The sequence below is a fragment of the Leisingera caerulea DSM 24564 genome, from assembly GCF_000473325.1.
In the GTDB taxonomy this organism is placed as follows: Bacteria; Pseudomonadota; Alphaproteobacteria; order Rhodobacterales; family Rhodobacteraceae; genus Leisingera; species Leisingera caerulea.
In genome coordinates, this window is sequence record NZ_KI421513.1 from 2,509,094 (window position 1) to 2,532,588 (window position 23,495).

General features: G+C 64.4%; 28 protein-coding genes and 1 tRNA gene. 19 read left to right on the forward strand and 10 right to left on the reverse strand.

Going from position 1 to position 23,495, the window contains the following annotated elements:
* Nucleotides 1–144 precede the first annotated feature (144 nt).
* Complete coding sequence (locus CAER_RS0119360) at nt 145–732, forward strand: riboflavin synthase (protein WP_027236916.1); 588 nt, start codon at nt 145–147, stop codon at nt 730–732.
* Between the two features lie 164 nt (nt 733–896).
* Here the strand turns inward: CAER_RS0119360 and CAER_RS0119365 are convergent, their stop codons facing one another.
* A complete protein-coding gene (locus CAER_RS0119365) occupies nt 897–1,949 on the reverse strand; it encodes a proline racemase family protein (RefSeq protein WP_027236917.1) in 1,053 nt (350 codons plus the stop codon).
* Between the two features lie 194 nt (nt 1,950–2,143).
* On the opposite strand from CAER_RS0119365, the gene ribB reads away from it, so the two are divergent.
* The 5 genes from ribB to CAER_RS0119390 all read left to right on the forward strand — a co-directional run bounded on the left by ribB (nt 2,144) and on the right by CAER_RS0119390 (nt 5,641).
* Nucleotides 2,144–3,271: a 3,4-dihydroxy-2-butanone-4-phosphate synthase gene (ribB, locus tag CAER_RS0119370; RefSeq protein ID WP_027236918.1), complete on the forward strand. Its 1,128-nt coding sequence runs from the start codon at nt 2,144–2,146 to the stop codon at nt 3,269–3,271.
* 1 nt (nt 3,272) lies between these two features.
* On the forward strand, nt 3,273–3,824 hold the full coding sequence (locus tag CAER_RS0119375; RefSeq protein WP_027236919.1) for a 6,7-dimethyl-8-ribityllumazine synthase: 552 nt from the start codon (nt 3,273–3,275) through the stop codon (nt 3,822–3,824).
* Nucleotides 3,821–4,303: a transcription antitermination factor NusB gene (nusB, locus tag CAER_RS0119380; protein ID WP_027236920.1), complete on the forward strand. Its 483-nt coding sequence runs from the start codon at nt 3,821–3,823 to the stop codon at nt 4,301–4,303. Before CAER_RS0119375 ends, nusB begins: the two co-directional genes overlap by 4 nt.
* 171 nt (nt 4,304–4,474) lie before the next feature.
* Nucleotides 4,475–4,804, forward strand: a complete 330-nt coding sequence (locus CAER_RS0119385; protein ID WP_027236921.1) for a hypothetical protein — start codon at nt 4,475–4,477, stop codon at nt 4,802–4,804.
* A gap of 354 nt (nt 4,805–5,158) precedes the next feature.
* The gene (locus CAER_RS0119390; protein ID WP_036797822.1) at nt 5,159–5,641 is read left to right on the forward strand and encodes an MmcB family DNA repair protein; all 483 of its coding nucleotides are present in this window, start codon (nt 5,159–5,161) and stop codon (nt 5,639–5,641) included.
* Between the two features lie 291 nt (nt 5,642–5,932).
* On the opposite strand, the gene CAER_RS0119395 is transcribed toward CAER_RS0119390, so the two are convergent.
* Entirely contained in the window at nt 5,933–6,118 is a 186-nt protein-coding gene (locus tag CAER_RS0119395) for a DUF6324 family protein (protein ID WP_027236923.1), read from the reverse strand.
* A gap of 89 nt (nt 6,119–6,207) precedes the next feature.
* Here CAER_RS0119395 and CAER_RS0119400 point away from each other — a divergent pair, with 89 nt between their 5' ends.
* Both CAER_RS0119400 and CAER_RS0119405 read left to right on the forward strand, forming a co-directional pair.
* The gene (locus CAER_RS0119400) at nt 6,208–6,705 is read left to right on the forward strand and encodes a GNAT family N-acetyltransferase (RefSeq protein WP_027236924.1); all 498 of its coding nucleotides are present in this window, start codon (nt 6,208–6,210) and stop codon (nt 6,703–6,705) included.
* Nucleotides 6,706–6,889: 184 nt separating this feature from the next.
* Nucleotides 6,890–6,966, forward strand: a tRNA-His gene (locus CAER_RS0119405).
* A gap of 196 nt (nt 6,967–7,162) precedes the next feature.
* On the opposite strand, the gene CAER_RS0119410 is transcribed toward CAER_RS0119405, so the two are convergent.
* Nucleotides 7,163–7,522, reverse strand: a complete 360-nt coding sequence (locus CAER_RS0119410; protein WP_027236925.1) for a hypothetical protein — start codon at nt 7,520–7,522, stop codon at nt 7,163–7,165.
* Between the two features lie 165 nt (nt 7,523–7,687).
* Between CAER_RS0119410 and CAER_RS0119415 the strand changes: the two genes are divergently transcribed.
* Entirely contained in the window at nt 7,688–8,269 is a 582-nt protein-coding gene (locus tag CAER_RS0119415; protein ID WP_027236926.1) for a hypothetical protein, read from the forward strand.
* A 10-nt stretch (nt 8,270–8,279) separates the two neighbouring features.
* Here the strand turns inward: CAER_RS0119415 and CAER_RS0119420 are convergent, their stop codons facing one another.
* Entirely contained in the window at nt 8,280–8,585 is a 306-nt protein-coding gene (locus tag CAER_RS0119420; protein ID WP_027236927.1) for a DUF6476 family protein, read from the reverse strand.
* Between CAER_RS0119420 and CAER_RS0119425 the strand changes: the two genes are divergently transcribed.
* From CAER_RS0119425 to CAER_RS0119435, 3 genes are all read left to right on the forward strand, one after another.
* Nucleotides 8,584–9,609: an RluA family pseudouridine synthase gene (locus tag CAER_RS0119425; protein WP_027236928.1), complete on the forward strand. Its 1,026-nt coding sequence runs from the start codon at nt 8,584–8,586 to the stop codon at nt 9,607–9,609. The two genes, CAER_RS0119420 and CAER_RS0119425, sit on opposite strands and share 2 nt — an antisense overlap.
* Nucleotides 9,610–9,770: 161 nt before the next feature.
* Nucleotides 9,771–10,667, forward strand: coding sequence for an RNA polymerase sigma factor RpoH (rpoH, locus tag CAER_RS0119430; RefSeq protein ID WP_027236929.1), 897 nt, complete (start codon nt 9,771–9,773; stop codon nt 10,665–10,667).
* A 536-nt stretch (nt 10,668–11,203) separates the two neighbouring features.
* Nucleotides 11,204–11,473, forward strand: a complete 270-nt coding sequence (locus tag CAER_RS0119435; RefSeq protein WP_027236930.1) for a DksA/TraR family C4-type zinc finger protein — start codon at nt 11,204–11,206, stop codon at nt 11,471–11,473.
* Nucleotides 11,474–11,498: 25 nt separating this feature from the next.
* Here CAER_RS0119435 and CAER_RS0119440 read toward each other — a convergent pair whose 3' ends face one another.
* From CAER_RS0119440 to CAER_RS0119460, 5 genes are all read right to left on the reverse strand, one after another.
* Nucleotides 11,499–11,723: a hypothetical protein gene (locus CAER_RS0119440; RefSeq protein WP_027236931.1), complete on the reverse strand. Its 225-nt coding sequence runs from the start codon at nt 11,721–11,723 to the stop codon at nt 11,499–11,501.
* Nucleotides 11,724–12,206: a GNAT family N-acetyltransferase gene (locus tag CAER_RS0119445; protein ID WP_051357817.1), complete on the reverse strand. Its 483-nt coding sequence runs from the start codon at nt 12,204–12,206 to the stop codon at nt 11,724–11,726.
* The gene (locus tag CAER_RS0119450) at nt 12,206–14,026 is read right to left on the reverse strand and encodes a M3 family oligoendopeptidase (RefSeq protein ID WP_027236933.1); all 1,821 of its coding nucleotides are present in this window, start codon (nt 14,024–14,026) and stop codon (nt 12,206–12,208) included. Before CAER_RS0119450 ends, CAER_RS0119445 begins: the two co-directional genes overlap by 1 nt.
* 160 nt (nt 14,027–14,186) lie before the next feature.
* A complete protein-coding gene (locus CAER_RS0119455; RefSeq protein WP_027236934.1) occupies nt 14,187–15,149 on the reverse strand; it encodes an alpha/beta fold hydrolase in 963 nt (320 codons plus the stop codon).
* Entirely contained in the window at nt 15,149–15,439 is a 291-nt protein-coding gene (locus tag CAER_RS0119460; RefSeq protein ID WP_027236935.1) for an SCP2 sterol-binding domain-containing protein, read from the reverse strand. Before CAER_RS0119460 ends, CAER_RS0119455 begins: the two co-directional genes overlap by 1 nt.
* A 100-nt stretch (nt 15,440–15,539) precedes the next feature.
* On the opposite strand from CAER_RS0119460, the gene CAER_RS0119465 reads away from it, so the two are divergent.
* The 6 genes from CAER_RS0119465 (at nt 15,540) to CAER_RS0119490 (ending at nt 21,568) form a co-directional block, all read left to right on the forward strand.
* Nucleotides 15,540–16,106 carry a tetratricopeptide repeat protein gene (locus CAER_RS0119465; RefSeq protein WP_027236936.1) on the forward strand — a complete coding sequence of 189 codons (567 nt, stop codon included), beginning with the start codon at nt 15,540–15,542 and terminating at the stop codon, nt 16,104–16,106.
* 27 nt (nt 16,107–16,133) lie between these two features.
* Entirely contained in the window at nt 16,134–19,085 is a 2,952-nt protein-coding gene (locus CAER_RS0119470) for a helicase-related protein (RefSeq protein ID WP_027236937.1), read from the forward strand.
* 7 nt (nt 19,086–19,092) lie between these two features.
* Nucleotides 19,093–19,467 (forward strand): RNA-binding S4 domain-containing protein, encoded by a 375-nt coding sequence (locus tag CAER_RS0119475; protein ID WP_027236938.1) that lies wholly within the window; start codon nt 19,093–19,095, stop codon nt 19,465–19,467.
* Between the two features lie 62 nt (nt 19,468–19,529).
* Nucleotides 19,530–19,868 (forward strand): ferredoxin FdxA, encoded by a 339-nt coding sequence (fdxA, locus tag CAER_RS0119480; RefSeq protein WP_027236939.1) that lies wholly within the window; start codon nt 19,530–19,532, stop codon nt 19,866–19,868.
* A 300-nt stretch (nt 19,869–20,168) separates the two neighbouring features.
* Nucleotides 20,169–20,678 carry a CarD family transcriptional regulator gene (locus tag CAER_RS0119485; RefSeq protein WP_027236940.1) on the forward strand — a complete coding sequence of 170 codons (510 nt, stop codon included), beginning with the start codon at nt 20,169–20,171 and terminating at the stop codon, nt 20,676–20,678.
* A gap of 116 nt (nt 20,679–20,794) precedes the next feature.
* Nucleotides 20,795–21,568, forward strand: coding sequence for a potassium channel family protein (locus tag CAER_RS0119490; RefSeq protein ID WP_027236941.1), 774 nt, complete (start codon nt 20,795–20,797; stop codon nt 21,566–21,568).
* An 18-nt stretch (nt 21,569–21,586) separates the two neighbouring features.
* On the opposite strand, the gene cobS is transcribed toward CAER_RS0119490, so the two are convergent.
* Entirely contained in the window at nt 21,587–22,342 is a 756-nt protein-coding gene (cobS, locus tag CAER_RS0119495) for an adenosylcobinamide-GDP ribazoletransferase (protein WP_027236942.1), read from the reverse strand.
* Nucleotides 22,343–22,443: 101 nt separating this feature from the next.
* On the opposite strand from cobS, the gene cobT reads away from it, so the two are divergent.
* A complete protein-coding gene (gene cobT, locus CAER_RS0119500; RefSeq protein WP_027236943.1) occupies nt 22,444–23,460 on the forward strand; it encodes a nicotinate-nucleotide--dimethylbenzimidazole phosphoribosyltransferase in 1,017 nt (338 codons plus the stop codon).
* Nucleotides 23,461–23,495 lie beyond the last annotated feature (35 nt).

Genomic DNA, 23,495 nt, shown 5'->3' on the forward strand with positions numbered 1-23,495 from the left:
AACTAAGATATGGATCGGATAATATTTCAGTGCGGCGAAACTAAGGCTTCAGCGGGGGAGATGGCAAGCCGGGGCTTGTGAAGACCGCACGGCTTGGCTACCTCTGCCGCAGGATAGACTTTGCACCGGGCGGGGAGCGCACTCATGTTCACAGGCATCATCACTGACGTTGGCACCATCGCCGAACTGGAGCAGCAGGGCGACCTGCGGGCGCGGATCCGCACGGGCTATGACACGGCCACCATCGACATCGGCGCTTCGATCGCCTCGGACGGTGTCTGCCTGACGGTGATCGCACTGGGCGATGACTGGTACGACGTGCAGGTCTCGGCCGAAACTGTCTCCAAGACCAACCTCGGCGCCTGGACCGTAGGCAAACGGGTCAACCTGGAGCGTGCGCTGAAAGTGGGCGACGAATTGGGCGGCCATATCGTGTCCGGGCATGTGGACGGCGTCGCCGAAGTTGTGGCAATGACGGACGAGGGCGACAGCACCCGCGTCACCCTGCGCGCACCAGAGGCGCTGGCCCGCTTCATCGCCCCCAAGGGCTCGGTGGCGCTGAACGGCACCTCGCTGACGGTAAACGATGTGGACGGCTGCGATTTCGGCATCAACTTCATCCCGCACACCAAGGACGTCACCACCTGGGGCGATGTGAAGACCGGGGACCGCATCAACCTGGAGATCGACACCCTGGCCCGCTACGTCGCCCGGCTGCACGAAGCCGGATAACAGCGCCGGTCATTTATTTTTCCCGAAATACTCCGGGGTGAGGCCGCCAGGCCGAGGGGCAGCGCCCCTTATGCGCTGGCGGTCAGCGCGCTCCCGCCCCTTTGGACTGCATCGCAGATGCCGTCAAAAGCGTTGGGCCGGGCGCGCCGCCATGGCGGCGCGCGTCACCACATGTCGCCGACGGTATAGCCCGCGGGGAACGGGTCGCTGGGATCCAGCGTGTAGCTGGAGAGGCCATAAATCCAGCCCTGACCGGACAGTGTCGGGACAATGGCCTTGTACGGCCCCACCTGCGTCTCCTCGACAATCCGCCCGGTGAAGGTGGTGCCAAGCGGCCCGGCGTTCGCATAGTCCTGCCCGATGCCCAGCAGCCCGCGCGCATGCAGCACCGCCATCTTGGCGCAGGTGCCGGTGCCGCAGGGCGAGCGGTCGAGGATACCGCTGGCATCCTGCGGGCGCTCCGGGTTGAAGGGGCCGGTGGAAATGGTAATTGCCCCGCGCCCGTGGGTGCCCTCCGCCACCGGCAGCCCCCATAGGTTGGTGATCGTCGGACCGGTGATCTCAGGGTTTTCGGGATGCACCACGGGCAGCTGCTCCGCGGCGGCGTGGCGGATGGCTTCCGAAACCCGCACAATCTCCGCGCCGTTGTCCGCGTCCAGCGCGACACCCAGGCGTTCGGCCCCGGCCAGCACAAAGAACATGCCGCCCCAGGCCACATCCACACTGACAGTGCCGAGCCCCGCCACCTCCACCTGCGCATCCAGATGCACGGCGAAGGCGGGCACGTTCCTGAATGCCACCCGTGTGACCTTGCCGTCCCGGCAGTCAGCCCGCACCCGGATCAGCCCGGCAGGGGCCTCCAGCACCAGCTCCGTCACCGGCTCTGTCATTGGCACGATGCCGGTCTCCAGCAGCACCGTCACCACGCAGATCGTGTTGGAGCCGGACATCGGCGGGTACTCTGTCTGCTCGAAGATGATGAAACCCGCATCGGCCTCCGGGTGGCAGGGCGGCACGATGGCATTGCCGCACAGGCCGGGATTGCCGCGCGGCTCGCGCAGCATCGTGAGGCGGATGTCGTCATGGTTGGCGGCCATGTCCTGCATCTTCTCGAACACCGAATTGCCCCGCAGCAGGGGCATGCCGCCGGTGATCACCCGGCCCGGCTCGCCCTCGGCATGAGCCTCGACCGCCTGCAGTATGCGGGATGCGCGCATGTCTGGTCCTCCCAACCCATTGATGCTTGACTCTGAGATTGGATCCAAAGCAACTTGTGCACAGATGCACAGGGCGCGTCCAGACCCCTTGTTGCCGTTTGCGGGACTGGCATTTGCTGCCGGCCTGGGCTATCTGGCTGGGAAAGAACCCGCAGTGCCAGGCGTGCTGCCCACGCACATCGAAAGGCTGCCATATGAGCTTTGAAACACCGGGGCCGGTTGAGGCGCAACTGCGCGATGCAATCAGCCCGATTGAAGAGATCATCGAAGAGGCCCGCCAGGGCCGCATGTTCATCCTTGTCGACCACGAGGACCGCGAGAACGAAGGCGACCTGGTGATCCCGGCGCAGCACGCCGATGCCGCCGCGATCAACTTCATGGCCACCCACGGCCGCGGGCTGATCTGCCTGACGATGCCCGCGGAGCGGATCGAGGAGCTGGGCCTGCCGATGATGGCGCTGCACAACTCCTCGCGCCACGAAACCGCCTTTACCGTGTCGATCGAGGCCCGCGAGGGCGTCTCCACCGGCATTTCCGCCGCCGACCGCGCGCTGACCGTGGCCACCGCCATCGATCCGGAGAAGACCGCCGCCGACATCGCCACCCCCGGCCATGTCTTCCCGCTGCGCGCGCGCCGGGGCGGAGTGCTGGTCCGTGCAGGCCACACGGAGGCCGGCTGCGATGTGGCGCGTCTGGCGGGCCATTACCCGTCGTCGGTGATCTGCGAGATCATGAAGGAAGACGGCACCATGGCGCGGCTGCCCGATCTGGTCGAATACGCGCAAAAGCACGGGCTGAAGATCGGCACCATTTCCGACCTGATCACCTACCGCGCCCGCAACGACAACCTGGTGGTGGAAACCTCGCGCGAGACCGTGACTTCGGAAATCGGCGGCGAGTGGGAAATGCGGCTGTTTACCGATCAGACCCACGGTATTGAGCATGTGGTGATGATCAAGGGCGACATTACCACGCCAGAGCCGGTACTGGTGCGGACCCACGCACTGCATGAGGCGACAGATATCCTGGGTCTCGGCCCCAAGTCAGCCCGCCAGCTGCCGCGCGCGATGGAGATCATTGCCGAAGAGGGCCGCGGTGTGGTGACCCTGTTCCGCCAGCCGCGCAATGCGCTTTATGCCAATGAGGACGAAGGCCCGCGCACCGTGACCATCAAGCAGACCGGCATCGGTGCCCAGATCCTGTCGGGCCTGGGCCTGCATGAGCTGGTCCTGCTGACCGACTCGCCCTCGACCAAATACGTCGGGCTGGACGCCTATGGCCTGTCCATCACCGGCAGCCGCCCCATTCTGAAGGACTCCTGATATGGCCGGACATGAAACCCATTACACCCTGCCGCGGGCCGAGTTCGACAAGCCGGTGAAGCTGCTGATCGTTGTCGCGCCCTACTATAAGGATATTGCCGACAATCTGGTCGCAGGCGCCGCCGCCGAGATCGAGGCCGCAGGCGGCACATTCGAGGTTGTCGAAGTGCCCGGCGCGCTGGAAGTGCCGACCGCGATAGCGATTGCCGACCGCACGTCCAACTTCGACGGCTACGTGGCATTGGGCTGCGTGATCCGCGGCGAGACCACCCACTATGACACCGTCTGCAACGACAGCTCCCGCGCGATTCAGCTGATGGGCCTGCAGGGCTTGTGCATCGGCAACGGCATCCTGACCGTGGAAAACCGCAAGCAAGCGGAAGTGCGCGCAGATACTGCCGATCAGAACAAAGGCGGCGGCGCGGCAGCTGCGGCCTTGCATCTGATCGCTCTCACGCGTAAGTGGGGCGCCCAGACCAAAGGCATCGGCTTCAAGGCGCCCGCAGGGGCGTATCAGATTGCCGGTACAGACAACGGATCCACCAGCGCATGAGCACCCAGGACAGCCGCCCCAAGGGCAATGGCAAGAATCAAATGAGATCGGCAGCGCGGCTTTATGCGCTGCAGGCGCTGTTCCAGATGGAGCAGAGCAGCCAGACCTTTGACCAGGTGATCGTCGAGTTCGAGGACCACCGGTTCGGCGCTGTCTACGAAGGTGACGAAATGGCGGAAGGCGACACCAAGGTCTTCCGCAAGCTGGTGCGCGAGGCCGTGAACCATCAGGCCCGGATCGACCAGATGACCGACCGCGCCCTGGTGGCGAAATGGCCGATTGCCCGGATCGACCCGACCCTGCGGGCGCTGTTCCGCGCGGCGGGGGCTGAGCTGACCCAGTCCGACACCCCGCCCAAGGTGGTGATCAACGAGTTCGTCGACATCGCCCGCGCCTTCTTTCCCGAAGGCAAGGAGCCGAAGTTCGTCAATGCCGTGCTCGACCACATGGCGCGTGAAGCCAAGCCGGAAGCGTTCTGAGGCTGTCCGGTAAGGGTTTCGAAGTTGAAAAGGCGCGCCGCAGGGCGCGCTTTTTTGCGTCAGGGGCAACCGGTTCGCAAAGGGTGCGACAAATTCCGCTCATCCCCTCCGGAACCGCTGGACGGCGCTGCAAAGGCTGATAACCTCAATTTGCAATTCTGGAGGACTCAGATGCCTGAACTGGTTAAGATGTATATCCGCAATGTTGTGATCGGCTTTGGAATCGCCGCTGCCTTTGTCGCGGTTCTGTTGTGGTTCAATGTGATGAACCTCTGGTCGCTGGTCACCGCTTCGGATGCGGGGCTGCTGGCGGTGTTCCTGCTCTGGTTCATGCATGGCATCGTCTTTGCCGGGGTGCAGTTCGCCTGGGCGGTGATGGCGATGGCTGAGAAAGACGGCGGCCCCCGCCGCGGCACGCCTGTGGTGAATGACTTTCAGCCGGTCAAAGTGCCCGCTGAAAAGCCGTCTCAGGTACAGCGCCAGCTGCGCGCCCGCCGCTGACCCGCAGACATACGGACATCCGAACCGCGCTTTCCTGACGGAGGGCGCGGATTTCTTTTGCGTAAAGGGGGGAGAAGCGGCGGGACCACCAGTCAACCGTGCGGCTTTGATTCCCGAGGACCTGTATATACAGGTGGGCGCCAGGTAAACGGACCAGGATCCGGACAGAGCCAGCTCCCTCGGAATTGCTTAAGGCCACCGGAATGCTGCCTGTCACGAGAAGGGCAGAACCCGCCAAGGCCGTAAGTAAGCTGCCCGGTCCTTCGTTACAAGGGGGCGCAAGGCCCGGCTTCGTCATTTCCGGGCAAAACCGCGGGATTGCAATTTGTTCACCAATTGTTCACATTCGCGCCCATGATGGAAGATTTGCAGCCTGGACAAAAACTGGCCCGCGGGGTGTCGCGCTATCTGCGCTCGCTCGGATACGCGCCGCTGGAGGAATTCGTGCCCGCCCGCGGTTTGCGGGTGGACGTGATGGCGCTGGGGCCGAAGGGGGAGCTTTGGGTCATCGAATGCAAATCCAGCCGCGCTGATTTCCAGGCTGACAGCAAATGGGAAGGCTATCTGGAATGGTGCGACCGCTATTTCTGGGCGGTGGATATGGATTTTCCCGCCGAACTGCTGCCGGGCGGCACGGGGCTGATCATCGCTGATCCCTATGACGCGGAAATCATCCGCATGGCGCCGGAGGATAAGCTGCCGCCCGCCCGGCGCAAGAAGCTGGTGCAAAAGTTCGCCATGGACGCCGCACGCCGCCTGCAATTCCTGCGCGATCCGGTCCCGGGCAAGGACGGTCTGCTGCTCGGTGGAGCAGGGAAGGAAACGCCGGATATGTGAGGGCGGAGGGGCGGGGGCTCCCGCGCCCGCAGGTGCCCCGGCTGCGCCGGGCCCCCTTGGCAGCCTTGGGCCCGGCAGCGCGCCTTCGGCGCCCTGCCGGCGGTTGCGGACCCGCTCCGTCAGGCAACGGCAGTCTGCGTGCGGGGATCGCGCGCCACGTCACGATTGTCAGCTGCACCGGTCGCAAAGTCCGGGCCGGAGACAGCCCGGAGCAATCGTCCGGTTTGAGTGAACAGGCTCCAGGACTGAACACCGGCCTGAAAACAGGCGCGGCGGTTCTGGCGGCCTGGATCAGGTGATGCTGCGCGCTGCCTGGGCTGCTGCGCGGATTTCGTCGGCGATCTCGTCAGCCTCTTCCGGATCGAAGTCCATCGGGATTTCGGTGCCGCCGGCTTCAATGAAGATCCGCACCATGCCCTGATCGGTCGGGCCGATTTGCAGGTTTGCCTCGACGTCGCGTTCGGTGTTGATACTCATCTTGCACTCCCTAGCCGGTCAGCGGAATGCAGCCGGTGCTAGCCCGCCGCACGCTGAAAGGCAAGCCGCGTTTGCGCTACACTGGGGGTATGACGGATGTGACCTTGCGCCGATTCGCCCCGACCGACATGCAATGGCTGGTGGCCCGCCACCAGGATCTCTATGCCCGCGAGGCCGGGTTTGACGAGACCTTCGGACCGCTGGTCGCCGACATCCTGCACAGTTTTTGCGCGGGCCATGATCCGGGCTGCGAACGGGGCTGGATGGCGGAAAGCCGCGGCGAGCGGCTGGGCACGGTGTTCTGCATGAAGAAGGACGACCAGACCGCGCAGTTGCGGCTGTTCCTGCTGACGCCCGAGGCGCGCGGCAAGGGGCTGGGCAAGCGGCTGTTGCGTGAGTGCATGGGATTTGCCCGCGCCGCAGGGTACCGGGGCATGATGCTGACAACCCATGAAAGCCACCGCACGGCCTGCGCCCTGTACCAGGCCTTTGGCTGGCAGCTGACCGGCAGCCGTCCGGTGCGCAGTTACGGCCAGGACCTTGTGGAACAGACCTGGCGCCTGTCATTTGACTCTTCAGGCGCTTAGCCGAAGCAGGGTAGGCTGCGCCGGATTCGGGTGTAATTGCAACCGGTTGTGGATAACTCCCGGGCGGCTGCGGCAGGCCGCACAAGGCGCTGCATCAGAATTTCAGCAGCCGCTGTTTTCTGCGGCGGAAACGTGAAAAAACCTCTTGCGTGCCTCTGGGACGTGCTATAAATGCCCCCTCAGTGCCGCCTTAGCTCAGTTGGTTAGAGCGCTGGATTGTGGATCCAGAGGTCCCCCGTTCAAGCCGGGGAGGCGGTACCATCTCTCTTAAAAGAAATTGCCAGTCAGAACGCTTCGAGCACAGTTGCCGGGCGGTCCTTCGGTTTTGCGCTGTTGCTGCTGACATTTACGGCGGCACACGGCAGGCGGTGCGGCGGCGTGTAAGGGCATCAATGCCGGGGCGCCCGGCGCCGTAAAGCAGGCCGGCCGCTGCCTGAACCAGCGGCCGGCCTCGGCCTCAATCGGCCGTGCTTGTGGTGGTTGTTGTCGTTGTTGTGGTGGTGCCGTCATCGTCGTCGGCAATCACAACCAGAAACAGCGCGCCCGCGACCACCCCGGCGGTGGCTCCAGCCGACAGACCGGTCTGCGGCATCCCGTTGGTGTTGTTCTGGGCCACGGTTTCGGCGCCTGTGGCCTGGCACGTCACCTGCAGCGAACCGTCCGGAAGATAGCTGGCGGAAACCGGCACCCCGGCGCCGCAGGCCAGGCGGCGCTTGGCCTCATCCAGGGCCGGACCCGCTGCTTGGGCAAAAGCCGCCTGACCGGCGAAGGCGAGCGGAATTATCAGCGTGGCCGCCTGCAAGATACTGGTATACATGGATAAACAACCTTATGATTAGGAACGTATTCAGATTAGTTAACGGCTGAGCACCGGGCAATATCGCAGATACCGGGCCGCGTTGTTCCGGCAAGATGCCGCGCAATGCCGCTGCGCGGAGCGGGCGGCGGCGGGTGCTCTCAGCGCTGCAGCAGGGGTTACGAGATGCTGAAATCAATCGCCAAGACATTGACCGCAGGGGTTTCCTGCCTGGGCCTGACTGCCGCGCCGGCCCTGGCACAAAGCCCGGGGACGTTTGTCTATACGGTCGTGGTGCCGGCCGGGGAGTTCGGCTCGGCCGCCTTTCTGGCGGAGCTGCTGGCAACCTTGGCGGCGGCCAAGGCCTTCTGCCGCGCCACCGGCGATTCGGCCCTTCAGGTCGACTGCCTGTCCGAACGGCTTGAGGCTGCAGCGGGCGGTATTCCCGAAGGCACCGACTACGATGAGGTGCGCAGCGTGCTGGAGGACACCTCCGGCAGGCTCAAGCGGCTGGCCCGCCAGAACCGCGATCCCGACCGGCGCCGGGTCACCGTCTCCAGCGCAACTGACCCGGCAGAACGCACTGCCCGGCCGCTCACTCCGGTGCGCGCCTCAGTCCAGGCTGCGGTCAATCAGGAGGCTACCCGCATTCTGGAAGAAGCCGCCACTGTCCTGTTGCGCAGTGCGGAGACCGCGCAGGAGCGGCAGACCCAATACGCCCAGATCGCCGCGGCAATCGATTCCAACAAGGTGCTGCTGCGGTCCTGAGCCGGGCGGCTTAGTCCTTGATCTGCACTTGCTGGCGCAATTCACCGGTCTCCCGGTCATAGATCAGGATGCGGTTGTCCTGGCTGACCACCGCGATCCAGTCCCGGCCCAGCGTCACCGCCTCAGCCTCCGCCCCGGCGGGCAGGGCGATTTCCGCGGGCAGCGGCACATCACTTGCCTGCAGGCGGATGACAAGCAGCGAGATTATCACTACAAGCCCGCCAATCATCACCACGGTCAGCGTGGTCACAAGCCTACGCAGGAACCGGATCTGCGGCGGCTCCGTTTGGATTTCGGTCTCGGAAGGATCAGTCATGGGCAGCCGCCGGATTGAGTTTGTCATCGCGGAAAACCCGCCTAAGCGGCTTGATAAAGCGGTTTCGCGCGATGTGCCAGAGGAGGCGTCTTTGTCGCGCACCCGTCTGGCCCGGCTGATCGAGGAGGGCGCGCTGACGGTCGACGGCGCCGTGGTTCAGGACGCCAAGGCCAAGGTTGAGGCCGGTGCATTGATTGCGATCGAGGTGGAGGAGGCCGAAGACAGCCACATCGGCCCCGAGGACATCCCGCTGGAGATCGTCTTTGAAGACGACGACCTGATCGTGATCAACAAACCTGCGGGCATGGTGGTGCATCCGGCGCCGGGTTCGCCTTCGGGCACGCTGGTCAACGCGCTGCTGCATCACTTTGGCGGCAACCTGTCGGGCGTCGGCGGTGTCAAGCGCCCGGGCATCGTGCACCGCATCGACAAGGAGACCAGCGGTCTGCTGGTGGTTGCCAAATCCGATGCCGCGCATCAGGGGCTGGCTGCGCAGTTCGAAAAGCACACGGTGGAGCGTTACTATCAGGCGGTCTGCTACGGGGTTCCGGACGGCAACGACCCGCGCCTGCGCGGCGTCAAGGGGGCGAGCTTTGAGCCCGGAAATATCCTTAAGCTCACCACCCAGCTGGCCCGGCACAAGACCGACCGTCAGAGGCAGGCAGTGCTGTTCCAGGGCGGCCGCCACGCGGTGACCCGCGCGCGCATCTGCGAAAGCTTCGGCACCCCGCCTTGCGCGGCGCTTATTGAATGCTGGCTGGAAACCGGCCGCACCCACCAGATCCGGGTGCATATGGCCCATGCCGGGCACGGGCTGGTGGGCGATCCCACCTATGGCGGCCGCCGCAAACTGCCCGCCAAGGCCTTGAGCGAGGCGGCGCAGGCCGCGGTTCAGGCGTTTCCGCGCCAGGCACTGCATGCCGCGGTTTTGGGGTTTGCCCATCCGGTTACCGGCGAGTCACTCAGATTTGATGCGCCGCTGCCGCAGGATATGGCGGATTTGCTGGCTGCTTTGCGCCAGTAAACTACCAGCAAATATGTGTGTTCAGCCCTGTGATGCAATTCACAGACGGCAGCGGCGGCGCTAACATAGAAGAATTCCACAAGCGGTCCTTGAAAAGGGCTTAGCGCTAACACATATGCGCTAATGTTAAGTCCTTATACATTTTGGGAGGGACACTTTAGATGGCGAATTATGCAAACCTGCCTGCCCCGACGCCCGAAGGCGGCCTAAACCGGTATCTCCAGGAAATCCGCAAGTTTCCACTGCTGGAGCCGGAAGAGGAATATATGCTGGCCAAGCGCTGGGTGGAGGAACAGGATGCGGCCTCGGCCCATAAGATGGTAACATCCCATCTGCGGCTCGCGGCCAAGATCGCCATGGGCTACCGCGGCTATGGCTTGCCGCAGGCCGAAGTGATCTCCGAGGCGAACGTCGGCCTGATGCAGGCTGTGAAACGCTTTGACCCCGAAAAGGGCTTCCGCCTGGCGACCTATGCCATGTGGTGGATCCGCGCCTCGATCCAGGAATACATTCTGCGGTCCTGGTCGCTGGTGAAGCTGGGCACCACTTCGGCGCAAAAGAAACTGTTCTTCAACCTGCGCAAAGCCAAGGCCCGCATCGGCGCGCTGGAAGACGGCGACCTGCGCCCCGAGAACGTCAAGCGGATTGCCACCGACCTCGGCGTGACCGAGGACGAGGTGATCTCGATGAACCGCCGCATGTCCGGCGGCGACGCCTCGCTCAACGCTACTGTCGGCTCCGAGGGCGAGGGCACCATGCAGTGGCAGGACTGGCTGGAGGATGAGGACGCCGACCAGGCCAGCGATTACGAGGCCCGCGATGAGTTGGAGGCGCGGCGCGAGCTGCTGGCCGAGGCGCTGGATGTGCTGAACGACCGCGAGAAGGACATCCTGACCCAGCGCCGCCTGATGGATCAGGCGGTGACGCTCGAGGATCTGAGCTCGCAGTATAATGTCAGCCGTGAACGCATCCGCCAGATCGAGGTGCGGGCGTTCGAAAAGCTGCAGAAGAAAATGCGTGAACTGGCGAGCGAAAAGGGCATGCTGTCCAGCGTCTGACCGCAGTTTCCCGCGGAAAATAGTCAAAGGCGGTGCCGCGGCACCGCCTTTTTTCGTGCGCCGGGCTGCTGGCCGTTGTGCTGGCTTTACGGCAGGAGTGTTTCCCCAATGTTTCGCGCGCGAAACATTGGGTCAGTCTGGCTGACCTGAAAGGCTGGCGGATGCTGGCAGGATAACCTGTCTGGCGCGTGGCTGGCTGCTGCGGGGCTGGGTGCGCTCAAGCTGGATGGGGAGGGCTGGCGGAATTGCTGGCTGAGGGGCTGGCGCGTGGCCGGCTGAAATCACTCTGGTGGCGGGCGTCGCTGGCGGTCTGGCTGTCCCGGAGGATGGCTGGTGCGCTGGCTGCTTGCGGCCTGGTGAGTCTGGCTTGCTTGCAATTTCTGCATTCTGTGTATCGGGGAATAAGCGGGTCGTCAATGGAAAATGTAATAAAATCATATAGTTGACAGATTTGCTCGGATATTGCCGCCGCAGGGCACTGGTCAGGGCGGCTGTCCGGCCCTACATTCACATCCTCTGGCACAGGAGGAGGAGCCATGGCAGGCGGCTGGGCACAGGATGGTGCGGTGAATGAGCAGATCGAAGCCTCGATCAATGATGAGCTGGCACGGTTGAAGGCGCAGAAACGCCCGGTGGGCGAAAGCCTGACCCATTGCGCCGAGTGCGAGGAGCCGATCCCCGAGAAGCGCCGCGCGGCCATCCCGGGCGTGAAGCTGTGCATCGACTGCCAGCAGGAACGCGACGGCGCGCATCAGTCGCGCAGCGGCATCAACCGGCGCGGCTCCAAGGACAGCCAGCTGAAATAAGCGCTGCCTGCGATTGGTCGCGCTCTTACCGCCGTCTGCGCCGCAGCCACCGGCGGATCAGCTTGATGTCCATGGCGGCGACCAGCACGCCAAGCGGGATCATCCAGAAGCCGAGGACCGGCAGAAACCCGAACACCCCGCCAACAATCAGCAGGATGCCCAGCAGCAGCCTCAGCCCGCGCGGCACATGCGCGCGCACCCAGGCAAAGAAGGGGCGGAAACGGTCCCTGAAATTATCCTTCCCGGCCACCTAGCGCTCCGCCGCGAGGCCCATCCGCAGAATGTGCTGCGGGCCGGCGAGACCGTGGGGGTTGATGCCGCCGGTATCGGCAAAACCGCCCTTCAGGTAGCAGCGGACGGCGCCGTGGTTCTGCATGTTGACCGTCAGCACCACAGCGCGGCGGTCAGGGTAGCAGGCGGGCAGGTAGGCTTTCAGTGCCGCCACGGCTGCGGTGGCATAACCTTTGCCCTGATCATCGCTGTGGATCATAAAGGCGCGCAGGCCCAGCTCATCCGCTTGGGCAAACTCATAGGTCTCGTGATACAGCCGGTCGATCTTAAAGAAGCCCACCGCGCGGCTGCTGTCGAGGATGGCGTGAAAATCCACGCCTTCCTCATTCTCTTCAAACGCCTGCGCCACCGTGCCGGAATACCGCACCTGATCCGGTTCCACCTGGATGCGGGAAACCAGATCAAATTCGCTGCGGGCCACCGCACGCAGGGAGAGGCGCATCAGTCCTCCATCGCCTCCAGCTCATCAATGAAGCCGGAAATCATGCTGAGGCCCTTGTCCCAGAACTTGGGGTCAGTGGCATCAAGACCGAAGGGCGCCAGCAGCTCCTTGTGGTGCTTGGAGCCGCCCGCCTTGAGCATCTCGAAATACTTGTCCTCGAACCCTTCGCCGCCCTCGGCGTAGACCGAGTAGAGCGCGTTCACGAGGCCATCGCCGAAGGCATAGGCATAGACGTAGAAGGGCGAATGCACGAAGTGGGGGATGTAGGCCCAGAAGGTCTCATAGCCTTCCATGTAATCAAATGCCGGGCCGAGCGATTCCGCCTGCACCGACATCCAGATGGCGTTGATGTCATCCGGTGTCAGCTCACCCCCGGCGCGGGCTTCGTGCAGTTTGCATTCAAAGTCATAGAAAGCGATCTGGCGCACCACCGTGTTGATCATGTCCTCGACCTTGCCCGCCAGCAGCACCTTGCGCTGCTCTTTGGTTTCGGCCTTGTCCAGCATCTTGCGGAAAGTCAGCATCTCGCCGAAGACAGACGCGGTTTCCGCCAGCGTCAGCGGGGTGGAAGACAGCATCTCGCCCTGATCCGCCGCCAGCACCTGGTGCACACCGTGGCCCAGTTCGTGCGCCAGGGTCATCACGTCGCGCGGTTTGCCCAGGTAGTTGAGCATCACATAGGGGTGCACGTTGGTGACCGTCGGATGGGCAAAGGCGCCCGGCGCCTTGCCGGGTTTCACGCCTGCGTCGATCCAGCCGTCGGAGAAGAACGGCGCGGCGATCTCGCCCATGCGGGGATCAAAGGCGTTGTAGGCCTCCATCACGGTTTTTTCGGCCTCGTCCCAGCCAATGGTGCGAGTGTCCTCCAGCGGCAGCGGCGCGTTGCGGTCCCAGACCTGCATCACGTCCAGCCCCAGCCATTTGCGCTTCAGCTCATAGTAGCGGTGGCTGAGCTTGGGGTAGGCGGCAACCACCGCCTCGCGCAGCGCTTCGACCACTTCGGGCTCCACATCGTTGGAGAGGTGGCGGCCGGTCTGCGGGCTGGGCATGCCGCGCCAGCGGTCGATGATTTCCTTTTCCTTGGCTTGCGTGTTGTGGACGCGGGCAAAGGTCTTGATGTTTTCACCAAACACGCGCGCCAGCTCGCGGGCCGCGGCCTCGCGCTTGCTGCGGTCCTGCTCGGTCAGCAGGTTCAGGGTGCCTTCGATGTTCAGTTCTTCGCCATCGACGGTAAAGGTCAGGCCCGCGATGGTTTCGTCAAACAGCTTTTCCCAGGCGTCGCCGACGATGCCAAGGTCGTGCATGAATTTCTCCAGTTCATCCGACAGCTGGTAAGGCTTCATCGCGCGGATGCGGCGGAACACGCTGGCATAGCGGGCGAGCTCAGCATTGGCGTCCAGATGCGCCTGCATCGCGTCATCTTCGATGCGGTTCAGTTCCAGCGTGAAGAACACCAGCGGGGTGGTGGCGATGGTCACCTTTTCCTGGCAGTCCGACAGGAAGGCGGCGCGGTCCGCGTCGGTGGTCAGCTGGTAATAGCGCAGGCCCGCATAGGACATGATGCGGCCGGCGATGTTGTTGATCTTCTCGTTGCGCTGCACGCATTCCAGCAGGCCGTCGGCATCCAGATCCGCCAGCTTGCCTTCGTAATCGGCGGCAAAGGCAGCGCATTCCTGCTCCAGCCAGTCCAGATCGCGGGCCAGTTCGGGGGCGTCCTCGGAGGTGTAAAGGTCGCTGAGGTCCCACTCCGGCAAGTTGCCGAGGCCGCCGGAACCGGCGGTGGCGTTTGCGTCGCGGACGGGGAAGGGAAGCTGGAACATGGGGGCTCCTGTTATGAGAAATGCTTTGACCCAACATCTAAGCGGCGGCTTGCGGGATCACAAGCAGCCGGGGGCGGATCAGCGCAGGAGAATGACAGAGCCGGGTAACGGCCGGGTAAAAGGGGCGCGCGCTGGACGGGCAACGGGATGCCGCGGGGTGTCAGCCGCCGTGCTGCTCAAACAGACGGCACATGCGGGAAAACACATGGGCGCGGATGTCCGGGGTTTCCATCATCACCTCGTGCTGGCCGCCCTTGATTAGGTCCAGCTCGCCGCCGGGCCAGCGGTCCATGCGGTCGTGGATCGCCTCGCAGTTGACGATCTGCTCTTCGGTGCCCAGGAAGGTGATGCAGGGCAGGGCGGGAGAGGGCTGCTGCGCCAGCCAGGCGCATTCTTCCAGGCTGACGCGCAGCCATTGGATGGTGGGGCCGCCAAGCGCAAGGTCCGGCTGCGCCGCCAGCTGGGCATGCATCATCCGGTACATCTCCGGATCGGTGGTCAGCGTGTTGCCTTCAAACGGGGTGATCTGGACGTATTGCTCCAGCGCGGTGGTCGGCAGCAGCCGCTCGTGCAGGCGCAGATAGGGCGCGATGCCGCTGAGGACGCGCACCAGCGGGCGCATCAGCGGCGGGATCTGGATGCCCCACATCGGGCCGGTGAAGCAGCAGGCATTCACGTCCAGCCCTTCGATCAGCGCCCGCAGGCCGATGGCGCCGCCCATGGAATGACCCACCAGAAACCATGGCCTGGGCAGCTCCAGCTGTTCCGCCAGCGCCGCGAGCGCCTTCACGTCTTTCTGGAAATCGGTGAAATGGCCCACGTGGCCCAGCCTGCGTTCGGCCAGCATCCGCCCGGCCAGCCCCTGGCCGCGCCAGTCCACCGTCAGGGTGGCAAAGCCGCGGGCGGCAAACTCTGCCGCGGCCAGCCCGTATTTCTCAACATATTCGGTGCGCCCGGGGAACAGCAGGACCGTGCCCTTGCCCGCCCCCTCAGGACGCCAATGGCCTGCGCGGATGCGCAGGCCGTCAGTGGTCTGCACCCAATGGGCCGCGCCATTTGCAGGCCCCTGCGCGATCTCCGCGAACAGGGGTGCAGGCTGCAGCTCCACCGGGGCGCCGTCCATCAGGCCAGTGCCGAAGCCAGCTTCATCGCGGCACCCATGTCGCCGTCGATGGTCAGCTTGCCGGACATGAAGGCAGCGGTCGGGTTCAGCTCGCCGTCCAGGATCGACTGGAAGGTATCGGCGTCCGCGGTCATGGTCACATCCGCCTCTTCGTCGCCGACACGGGCGCCGGCGCCGTCCAGCATGATGGCGCCCAGGCCTTCGATCTGGAATTTCGCAGTGGAATCGAATTCGCCTGCGTCCAGTTTGCCGTTCAGGGCCTCTGCCGCCTGTTCAAGGGTAACGCTCATATCGGTCCTCAATCTGTTTTGCGCGCTTATAGCACAAACCTGTGAAGCATGTGCATCCAATACTGGAAAATGCGGCGCGCGGGATTACACTGGGGGCATCATGCTGGCAAATTTCCCAAAGCTCAAAGCTATCGTGGCGGCAACGGCGGCCGCAGTCACCTTTTTCCTGCCCGGGCAGGCTATGGCCCAGGGCCTGTCTGCCGATGTGCTGCTGCAAGACCTGGCCTTGGCCGAAGCAACGGAAGCTGCGGCGATTGACCGCGAGCTTCAGGCGCTGTGGGCGAGGAGCGGCTCGCCGTCGATGGACCTGCTCTTGCGGCGCGGCACCGACGCGATGGAGCGCGGGGATTTGCAGCAGGCGGCGGAGCATTTGACGGCGCTGACAGATCATGCGCCGGAATTCGCCCGGGGCTGGTATGAGCGCGCGCGGGTCTATTTCGCGATGGGGCTTTACGGCCCGTCAGTTGCCGACCTAGAGCGCGCGCTGGCCTTGAATCCCCGGGATTACAACGCCATCTACGCGCTGGGCGCGCTGTTCGAACAGTTCCGTGAGCCTGAGCGCGCCTATCAGGCCTACCTGCGCGCCAAGGCTATACATCCGCACCACGAGGAAGTAAGCAGCGCCCTCGAACGTCTGAAGCCCTCGGTCGAGGGCAGGGAACTCTAAGCCCTTTCGGGGGCGGGGGCTGAAGCAATGGCAAGCGCATCGCGGATCGTGGCCGTTCTGGGCCCGACCAATACCGGCAAAACCCATTACGCCATCGAACGCATGCTGGGCTACCGCACCGGTGTGATGGGGTTCCCGCTGCGCCTGCTGGCGCGGGAGGTCTATGACAAGGTGGTTGCCGCCCGCGGGCCCTCCGTCGTGGCGCTGGTCACCGGCGAGGAACGCATTGTGCCGCCGCGGGCGCAGTACTGGATCTGCACCGTGGAGGCGATGCCCGAGGGCATGGGCTGCGACTTCCTGGCGATCGACGAGATCCAGCTGTGCGCCGACCCGGAGCGCGGCCATGTCTTCACCGACCGGCTGCTGCGGGCCCGCGGCACGCTGGAGACGCTGTTCCTGGGGGCTGACACCATGCGCGGGCCGATTTCGGCACTGGTGCCGGGTGTCGAATTCCACCGCCGCGAGCGGATGTCCGATCTGGTCTATGCAGGTTCGAAAAAGATAAGCCGGATGCCGCAGCGCACCGCGATTGTCGGGTTTTCTGTTGATAACGTCTATGCAATTGCCGAGCTGATCCGCCGCCAGAAGGGTGGCGCAGCGGTGGTGATGGGGGCGCTGTCCCCGCGCACGCGCAACGCCCAGGTGGCGCTGTATCAGAATGGCGAGGTCGACTATCTGGTCGCCACCGATGCCATCGGCATGGGGCTGAACCTTGACATCGATCATGTGGCGTTTTCCTCCACCACCAAGTTCGACGGCCGCCGGATGCGCCCGCTGGCCCCCAATGAGCTGGCGCAGATCGCAGGCCGCGCAGGCCGGGGGATGAGCCACGGCACGTTCGGCGTCACCGGTGATGCCCGGCCGCTGGACGAGGGCACCGCCTCGGCCATCATGAACCACCAGTTCACGCCGCTGAAAAAGCTCAACTGGCGCTCAGCGGACTTGCAGTTCGGCACGGTTGAGGCGCTGATCAACTCGCTCGAATCAAGCCCCTCGAACGAGCACCTGACCAAGGCGCGTGAGGCCGACGACCTGGGCGCGCTGAAAATGCTGTCGCGCGAATCCTCCATCATCGCCCGCACCACCAATGCGCAATCGGTGAAACTGCTGTGGGACGTGTGCCGGATTCCGGACTTCCGCGGCATCAGCCATGCGGAACATTCGTCGCTTCTGGGCGTTATATTCGAGCACCTTCACGGCGGCGGCGTGGTGCCGGACGACTGGATGGCCCGCCAGATCAAGCGGATTGACCGGACCGACGGCAACATAGATACCCTGTCCAAGCGTCTGGCCTTTATCCGGACGTGGACATATGTCGCGCAGCGGAATGGCTGGCTGCGTGACGAAAGCCATTGGCGCGGGGAGACGCGCGCTGTAGAAGACAGATTGTCAGACGCGCTGCACGAGCGCTTGACTCAGCGATTTGTGGACCGGCGCACATCCGTGCTTCTGCGCCGGCTCAAACAGAAGGAGGCCCTTTTGGCCGAAGTGAATGACAAGGGTGAAGTGACGGTCGAAGGCGAATTCGTCGGCCGTCTGGAAGGGTTCCGGTTCAGCCCGGACAAAGGTGCGCAGGGTGCCGAGGCAAAAGCCTTGAAAGCGGCCTCGCTGCAGGCTTTGGCGCCGCAATTCCATCTGCGTGCGGACCGGTTCTATAACGCGCCTGATACCGAGATCGATTTTACCGAACAGGGCGGCCTGATGTGGGGCGGCGATGCGGTGGGCAAGCTGGTGGCTGGCGCAGACGCGCTAAGCCCGCAGATCGAGGTGTTCGTCGACGAAGCGGCGGGGCCTGATGTCGCCCAGAAGGTTGAGCGCCGCCTGCTGCATTTCATCACCCGCAAGATCAACGCTCTGTTCGAGCCGCTGCTGAACCTGCAGAAGGACGAAGAGCTGTCCGGCCTGGCCCGCGGTTTTGCCTTCCGGATGGTCGAAAACCTCGGCGTGCTGCCGCGTGCAGGCGTTGCGCAAGAGGTCAAGGACCTGGACCAGGACGCCCGCGGCGCCCTGCGCAAGCATGGCATCCGCTTTGGCCAGTTCACCATCTTCATGCCGCTGCTGCTGAAGCCCGCGCCGACCCGTCTGCGCCTGGTGCTGTGGTCGCTGGCCAATGGCCTGCAGGACTTCCCGGAGGCGCCGCCCCCGGGTCTGGTCACCGTGCCGTCGATCAAGGACGCGCCCGAAGGCTATGACACCATGTGCGGCTACCGTGCGGCAGGCGAGCGGATGATCCGCATCGACATGCTGGAGCGTCTGGCCGACATGCTGCGCGGCGAAGACAGCCGCGGCGGTTTTGAAGCCAAGGCTGACATGCTGTCGATCACCGGCATGACGCTGGACCAGTTCGCCGACCTTATGCAGGGCCTGGGCTACAAAGCCGAAAAGGGCGAGCGCCTGAAGGTCAAGCCGGTCGACGCCGTTGTCACCGAAACCGGCACCCCGTCCGAAGACAAGCCGGTGATGGACGCCGCCGCTGAGGTCGAGAACACGCCCGCTGCCGCGCCGGTCGAAGATGGCGAAACTGCCCCCGCAGATGTGCCGGAAGGCACCGAAGCGATTGAGGATGCAGGCGTTGCTCCGGTGGCCGAGGAACCGGCCGAGCCGGTGGCAGAGGCGCCGGTCCCGGAGACCGCTGCGGATGAAACCCCGGTTGGCGAAGCGGCCGATGCCGCCGTGGACGCGCCGGAAATGGAGGTCTTCTACACCTTCACCTGGGGCGGCACCCGGGGCGGACGCCAGGGCGGCCAGCGCCAGCAGAACCGCCGTGCGCAGGGCGACGACAAGCCGGGCGGCAAGGGCAAACCGCGCGGCGGCAAAGCCGGTGGCGAAGGCGGCCGCGGCAAGCCTGGCCGCAAGGGCGGTCCGCGCCAGGACAAGGGCGCCAAGACCTATTCCTCGCGTCCCGCCAAGAAGGAAAAGCAGATCGACCCGGACAACCCCTTTGCCGCTGCGCTGATGGGGCTGAAACAGGGCGACTGACCCGGCCATGACCGGGGACGCGCCCAAGATCCGCATCGACAAGTGGCTGTGGTTTGCGCGGTTTTTCAAGACCCGCAGCCTGGCCGCCAAACAGGTCAGTGCGGGCCATGTGCGCGTCAACGGCACCAAGGCATTGAAACCGGCTCAGAACGTCTCTCCCGGAGACGTTCTGACCTTTTCCCAGGGCAAGGTGATCCGCGTGGTGCGGGTAGAGGGCACCGGCGAGCGCCGCGGCCCGGCGCCGGAAGCGCAGGCGCTGTATTTCGACATGACGGAGAAGCAGGAAAAAATTCCGGCCAATCCCAAGTTCGAAGGAAAAGGCCGCCCGGACAAAAAAGCCCGCAGGGCGCTTGATCTTACTCGCAAGCAGGATACCCTTTGACGGCTTGAAGCCTTCGCCGGTCTGGATTAGCTAGGCGCAAACGGATAACGGGACTCGGTACTATGACCTATGTCGTGACGGAAAACTGCATCGCCTGCAAATACACCGACTGTGTCGAGGTGTGCCCGGTGGACTGCTTTTACGAGGGCGAGAACACCCTGGTGATTCACCCCGACGAATGCATCGACTGCGGCGTTTGCGAACCGGAATGCCCGGCGGATGCGATCCGTCCGGACACCGAGCCGGACATGGACAAGTGGGTTGAATTCAACCGCAAATACTCCGAAATGTGGCCGGTGATCGTGTCCAAGAAGGACCCGCTGCCCGACGCCGAAGAACGCGACGGCGAAGAAGGCAAGATGGAGAAGTATTTCTCCGAGGCGCCCGGCGAAGGCGGCTGATTCCCTGCCTAGCGCGGCGATGCCGCAATTGTGCGGAAAATCGCCGCATTGCATTTGGATTTTACGTCTCCTGGCCAGCGGGCTGCCTTTCGGGCGGCCCTTTTTTATGATATACTCGAGCCACAATAGACATAAACAATCGGAGTCCGCCCCCGGCGCACGCCTCAAGCGGTGCGCACTTCGGGCGGTATTTCTGCGGAGAAAAATGTCCCGGGGACTGGTCAAAATGAACTGGCCGGAGCCGGGTGCTTTTTCGCGTTAATGCCGGTGCCGCCCGGCTGTGAGTGAGGAAAAACCTGTATGACCAAGTCGAAGAAGCTCGAATTCCGCCCCAATGATTACGTGGTCTACCCGGCGCATGGCGTTGGCCAGATCATCTCGATCGAGGAGCAGGAAGTGGCCGGCTTTGCGCTGGAGCTTTTCGTGATCACCTTTGAAAAGGACAAGATGACCCTGCGGGTGCCGACCAATAAGGCGACCGAAGTGGGGATGCGTTCGCTGAGCTCGCCCGATGTGATCGAGCAGGCGATGAAGACGCTTAAGGGCAAGGCCAAGGTGAAGCGCGCGATGTGGTCGCGCCGCGCCCAGGAATATGAGCAGAAGATCAACTCCGGCGACCTGATCTCGATTGCCGAGGTGGTGCGCGATCTGCACCGGACCGATGATCAGCGCGAGCAGAGCTACTCCGAGCGCCAGCTGTACGAAGCCGCGCTTGAGCGCCTGACCCGCGAAGTGGCCGCCGTCTCCGGCAACGACGAGATTGCTGCCGCCAAGCAGGTGGATGAGGTTCTGACCTCTCGCGCTGCCTGATCCCTGCGGATAGTATTCATCAGCAGAAGCCGCGCCCCCGGGTGCGGCTTCTTTGCATTCAGGCCGGCGGTTGCGGGCGGCGAAGCTTTGCCTTTTAGTTGGCCCGGGAGGCGCAGATGGACGAATTCCGGGATTTGGTAAAAGGGTTGTACCTGGGACGCGCCCGCGGGGCGGTGGCCTTCCGCTATGGTCTGATCCTGTTCGACGGGCTGACGATTGCCTTTTTCCTGGCGACAGCCCATCTGCACCACGGGCCGGTCCTGATCGGATTCAGCATTGCCGTTGGCCTTGTCATCCTGCTGGACCTTGCAGCCCGGTTGTGGATCGCCTCCAGCCCGCGCAAGCTGCTGCTGCGCATCTACACGCTTGCCGATATCGTGGTGATCCTGTCGCTGCTGCTGGAGCCGTTCCTGGCCGGCAACCTGGCCTTCTTGCGGGTCCTGCGGGGGCTGCGGCTCATTCACTCCTACCATTTGCTGAGCGATCTGCGCCGGGACAGCAAGATCTTCCGCCGCCACGAGGACGCGGTGATCGCGGCCATCAACCTTCTGGTTTTCATCTTTGTGACCGCCGCGGCCGTGCTGGTGTTCTTCTTTGACGACCACGTCACGGAAACGCCCTATATCGACGCGCTCTACTTCACGGTGGCGGCGCTCACCACCACCGGGTTCGGCGACATCACGATGACGACACCCGCGGGCAAGCTGTTCTCGGTGTTTGTAATGGCCGTGGGCGTGGCGCTGTTCGTGCGTCTGGCGCAGACGCTGTTTCAGCCGCAAAAAGTGCATTACACCTGCCGGGAATGCGGGCTGCTGCGCCATGAAGCCGACGCGGTGCATTGCAAGCATTGCGGTGCCAAGCTGAAGATCCCGACGCCCGGTTTGGAATAACCGGTCTTGGACGGGCGGCTAGCTCAGCGCCAGCAGCGTAAGCAGCCCGGCAATCTCGGCAACCTGCTGCGACGCGCCCAGAATGTCACCGGTCTGGCCGCCGATCTTGGCCTTGGCCAGCGCGCCGAGGCCCAAGGCAGCCACGCCCATTGCCAGGGCGGTGCCCAGGGCCGCTGCGCCAATCAGCGGCAGTGACAGCAAAACTGCAAGAAACGCCGCCAAAAGACAAGGCAGGGCGCGGGGGCGGCCCACAGTCTGCGAAAGACCTGCAGTGCGCGCATTGGGCAGCGCCGCCATCAGTGCAGGCATCACCGCCCGGCTCATCATTGCCAGCGCCACCAGGGGCCAGGGGGCTGCAACCTGCAGCAAGGCGGCCACAGCAGACCAGCGCAGGCCGAACCCCAGGATCAGCGCAATCACCCCATAGGCCCCGATACGGCTGTCCTTCATGATCTCCAGGCGCCGCGCGCGGTCGAAGCCGCCCCACAGCCCGTCGGCGGTGTCGGCCAGCCCGTCTTCGTGCATGGCGCCGGTCAGCATCACCTGAACCGCCAGCGCCAGCCCCGCCGCCGCCGCAGGCGGCAGGCCCGCAGCAAGCGCCAGCGCGGCCAGCAGCGCCGCGGGCAGGGCGACCGCGAGGCCCGCCAGCGGAAACGCCCAGACAGCCTTGGCCTGGCGCTGGAAAGTCGCAGCGGGCAGATGCGGCAGCGGCAGCCGGGTCAGCAGCACCAGTGCCAAAGCCACGTCATTTGCCTGAATGTCGTTTTTTCGCATTTACGGGCCTATTGCGGGGCTTGCGGCACTGCCGCCAGCGGTTAAACAGATTGCCAACCGCTTTATCCGCGTCACCCGCTCAGATGCAACGAGGCTTTCACATGCTGCCACAGCTTTCCTCTCTTGATGATTTCCGCGCCGCACTGGCCGACGCGCCGGCCCAGGATCAGGCCGCGCTGCAGGGGGCTGCCGCGCGCAACAGCCAGCTGACCAAACCGCCGGGCGCGCTGGGACGGCTGGAGGATCTGGCCGTCTGGTACGGCGGCTGGCGCGGCAGCGGCCGGCCCGAAATCTCCGCGCCGCAGGTGATTGTCTTTGCCGGAAATCACGGGGTGACGGCCCAGGGCGTTTCGGCCTTTCCGCCGGAGGTCACCGCACAGATGGTGATCAATTTCGAACACGGCGGGGCCGCGATCAACCAGCTGGCCCGGCTGGCAGGCGCCCGCATGGATGTGCACGCGCTGGAGCTGGACCGGCCGACCGCCGATTTCACCCAGGGCCCGGCGATGACCCAAGAAGACCTGCTGACCGCCCTGCAGGCAGGCTGGGATGCGGTGGATCCGAGCGCTGACCTGCTGGTGGTTGGCGAAATGGGCATTGGCAACACTACCCCGGCTGCGGCGCTGGCCTGTGCGCTGTTCGGCGGTGAGGCGGCGGACTGGACCGGGCGCGGCACCGGCGTGGATGACGCCGGTCTTGCCAGCAAAACCCGGGTGGTGGCCGAAGGCGTGGCGCTGCACAAAGACGCCATCCGGGACGGTCTGGATGCGATGGCCTGCCTCGGCGGGCGCGAGATTGCCGCCATGGCCGGCGCTATTGCCGCGGCCCGGGTGCTGCGCATCCCGGTGATCCTGGACGGCTTCATTTGCTGCGCCGCTGCCGCCTGCCTGCTGCAAACCGCAGACGGCGCGCTGGACCACGCGCTGGCAGGCCATCAAAGCGCTGAGGGCGCCCACCGGGCGCTGCTGGAAAAACTGGGCAAGCAGCCGCTGCTGTCGCTGGGCCTGCGGCTGGGCGAGGCCTCAGGTGCGGCGCTGGCGATCCAGGTGCTGAAAGGCGCGATTGCCTGCCACAGCGGCATGGCGACTTTTGCCGAGGCGGGGGTCTCAGACGGCTGACCGCGTGACTGGCCCTGCAAAACCAAGCCCCGGCC

Bases quoted from the DNA above. Each gene is read 5' to 3' on its own strand.
- CAER_RS0119360 (WP_027236916.1), top strand. From the start codon at position 145: ATGTTCACAGGCATCATCACTGACGTTGGCACCATCGCCGAACTGGAG.
- CAER_RS0119365 (WP_027236917.1), bottom strand. From the start codon at position 1,949: ATGCGCGCATCCCGCATACTGCAGGCGGTCGAGGCTCATGCCGAGGGC.
- ribB (WP_027236918.1), top strand. From the start codon at position 2,144: ATGAGCTTTGAAACACCGGGGCCGGTTGAGGCGCAACTGCGCGATGCA.
- CAER_RS0119375 (WP_027236919.1), top strand. From the start codon at position 3,273: ATGGCCGGACATGAAACCCATTACACCCTGCCGCGGGCCGAGTTCGAC.
- nusB (WP_027236920.1), top strand. From the start codon at position 3,821: ATGAGCACCCAGGACAGCCGCCCCAAGGGCAATGGCAAGAATCAAATG.
- CAER_RS0119385 (WP_027236921.1), top strand. From the start codon at position 4,475: ATGCCTGAACTGGTTAAGATGTATATCCGCAATGTTGTGATCGGCTTT.
- CAER_RS0119390 (WP_036797822.1), top strand. From the start codon at position 5,159: ATGATGGAAGATTTGCAGCCTGGACAAAAACTGGCCCGCGGGGTGTCG.
- CAER_RS0119395 (WP_027236923.1), bottom strand. From the start codon at position 6,118: ATGAGTATCAACACCGAACGCGACGTCGAGGCAAACCTGCAAATCGGC.
- CAER_RS0119400 (WP_027236924.1), top strand. From the start codon at position 6,208: ATGACGGATGTGACCTTGCGCCGATTCGCCCCGACCGACATGCAATGG.
- CAER_RS0119410 (WP_027236925.1), bottom strand. From the start codon at position 7,522: ATGTATACCAGTATCTTGCAGGCGGCCACGCTGATAATTCCGCTCGCC.
- CAER_RS0119415 (WP_027236926.1), top strand. From the start codon at position 7,688: ATGCTGAAATCAATCGCCAAGACATTGACCGCAGGGGTTTCCTGCCTG.
- CAER_RS0119425 (WP_027236928.1), top strand. From the start codon at position 8,584: ATGGGCAGCCGCCGGATTGAGTTTGTCATCGCGGAAAACCCGCCTAAG.
- CAER_RS0119420 (WP_027236927.1), bottom strand. From the start codon at position 8,585: ATGACTGATCCTTCCGAGACCGAAATCCAAACGGAGCCGCCGCAGATC.
- rpoH (WP_027236929.1), top strand. From the start codon at position 9,771: ATGGCGAATTATGCAAACCTGCCTGCCCCGACGCCCGAAGGCGGCCTA.
- CAER_RS0119435 (WP_027236930.1), top strand. From the start codon at position 11,204: ATGGCAGGCGGCTGGGCACAGGATGGTGCGGTGAATGAGCAGATCGAA.
- CAER_RS0119445 (WP_051357817.1), bottom strand. From the start codon at position 12,206: ATGCGCCTCTCCCTGCGTGCGGTGGCCCGCAGCGAATTTGATCTGGTT.
- CAER_RS0119450 (WP_027236933.1), bottom strand. From the start codon at position 14,026: ATGTTCCAGCTTCCCTTCCCCGTCCGCGACGCAAACGCCACCGCCGGT.
- CAER_RS0119455 (WP_027236934.1), bottom strand. From the start codon at position 15,149: ATGGACGGCGCCCCGGTGGAGCTGCAGCCTGCACCCCTGTTCGCGGAG.
- CAER_RS0119460 (WP_027236935.1), bottom strand. From the start codon at position 15,439: ATGAGCGTTACCCTTGAACAGGCGGCAGAGGCCCTGAACGGCAAACTG.
- CAER_RS0119465 (WP_027236936.1), top strand. From the start codon at position 15,540: ATGCTGGCAAATTTCCCAAAGCTCAAAGCTATCGTGGCGGCAACGGCG.
- CAER_RS0119470 (WP_027236937.1), top strand. From the start codon at position 16,134: ATGGCAAGCGCATCGCGGATCGTGGCCGTTCTGGGCCCGACCAATACC.
- CAER_RS0119475 (WP_027236938.1), top strand. From the start codon at position 19,093: ATGACCGGGGACGCGCCCAAGATCCGCATCGACAAGTGGCTGTGGTTT.
- fdxA (WP_027236939.1), top strand. From the start codon at position 19,530: ATGACCTATGTCGTGACGGAAAACTGCATCGCCTGCAAATACACCGAC.
- CAER_RS0119485 (WP_027236940.1), top strand. From the start codon at position 20,169: ATGACCAAGTCGAAGAAGCTCGAATTCCGCCCCAATGATTACGTGGTC.
- CAER_RS0119490 (WP_027236941.1), top strand. From the start codon at position 20,795: ATGGACGAATTCCGGGATTTGGTAAAAGGGTTGTACCTGGGACGCGCC.
- cobS (WP_027236942.1), bottom strand. From the start codon at position 22,342: ATGCGAAAAAACGACATTCAGGCAAATGACGTGGCTTTGGCACTGGTG.
- cobT (WP_027236943.1), top strand. From the start codon at position 22,444: ATGCTGCCACAGCTTTCCTCTCTTGATGATTTCCGCGCCGCACTGGCC.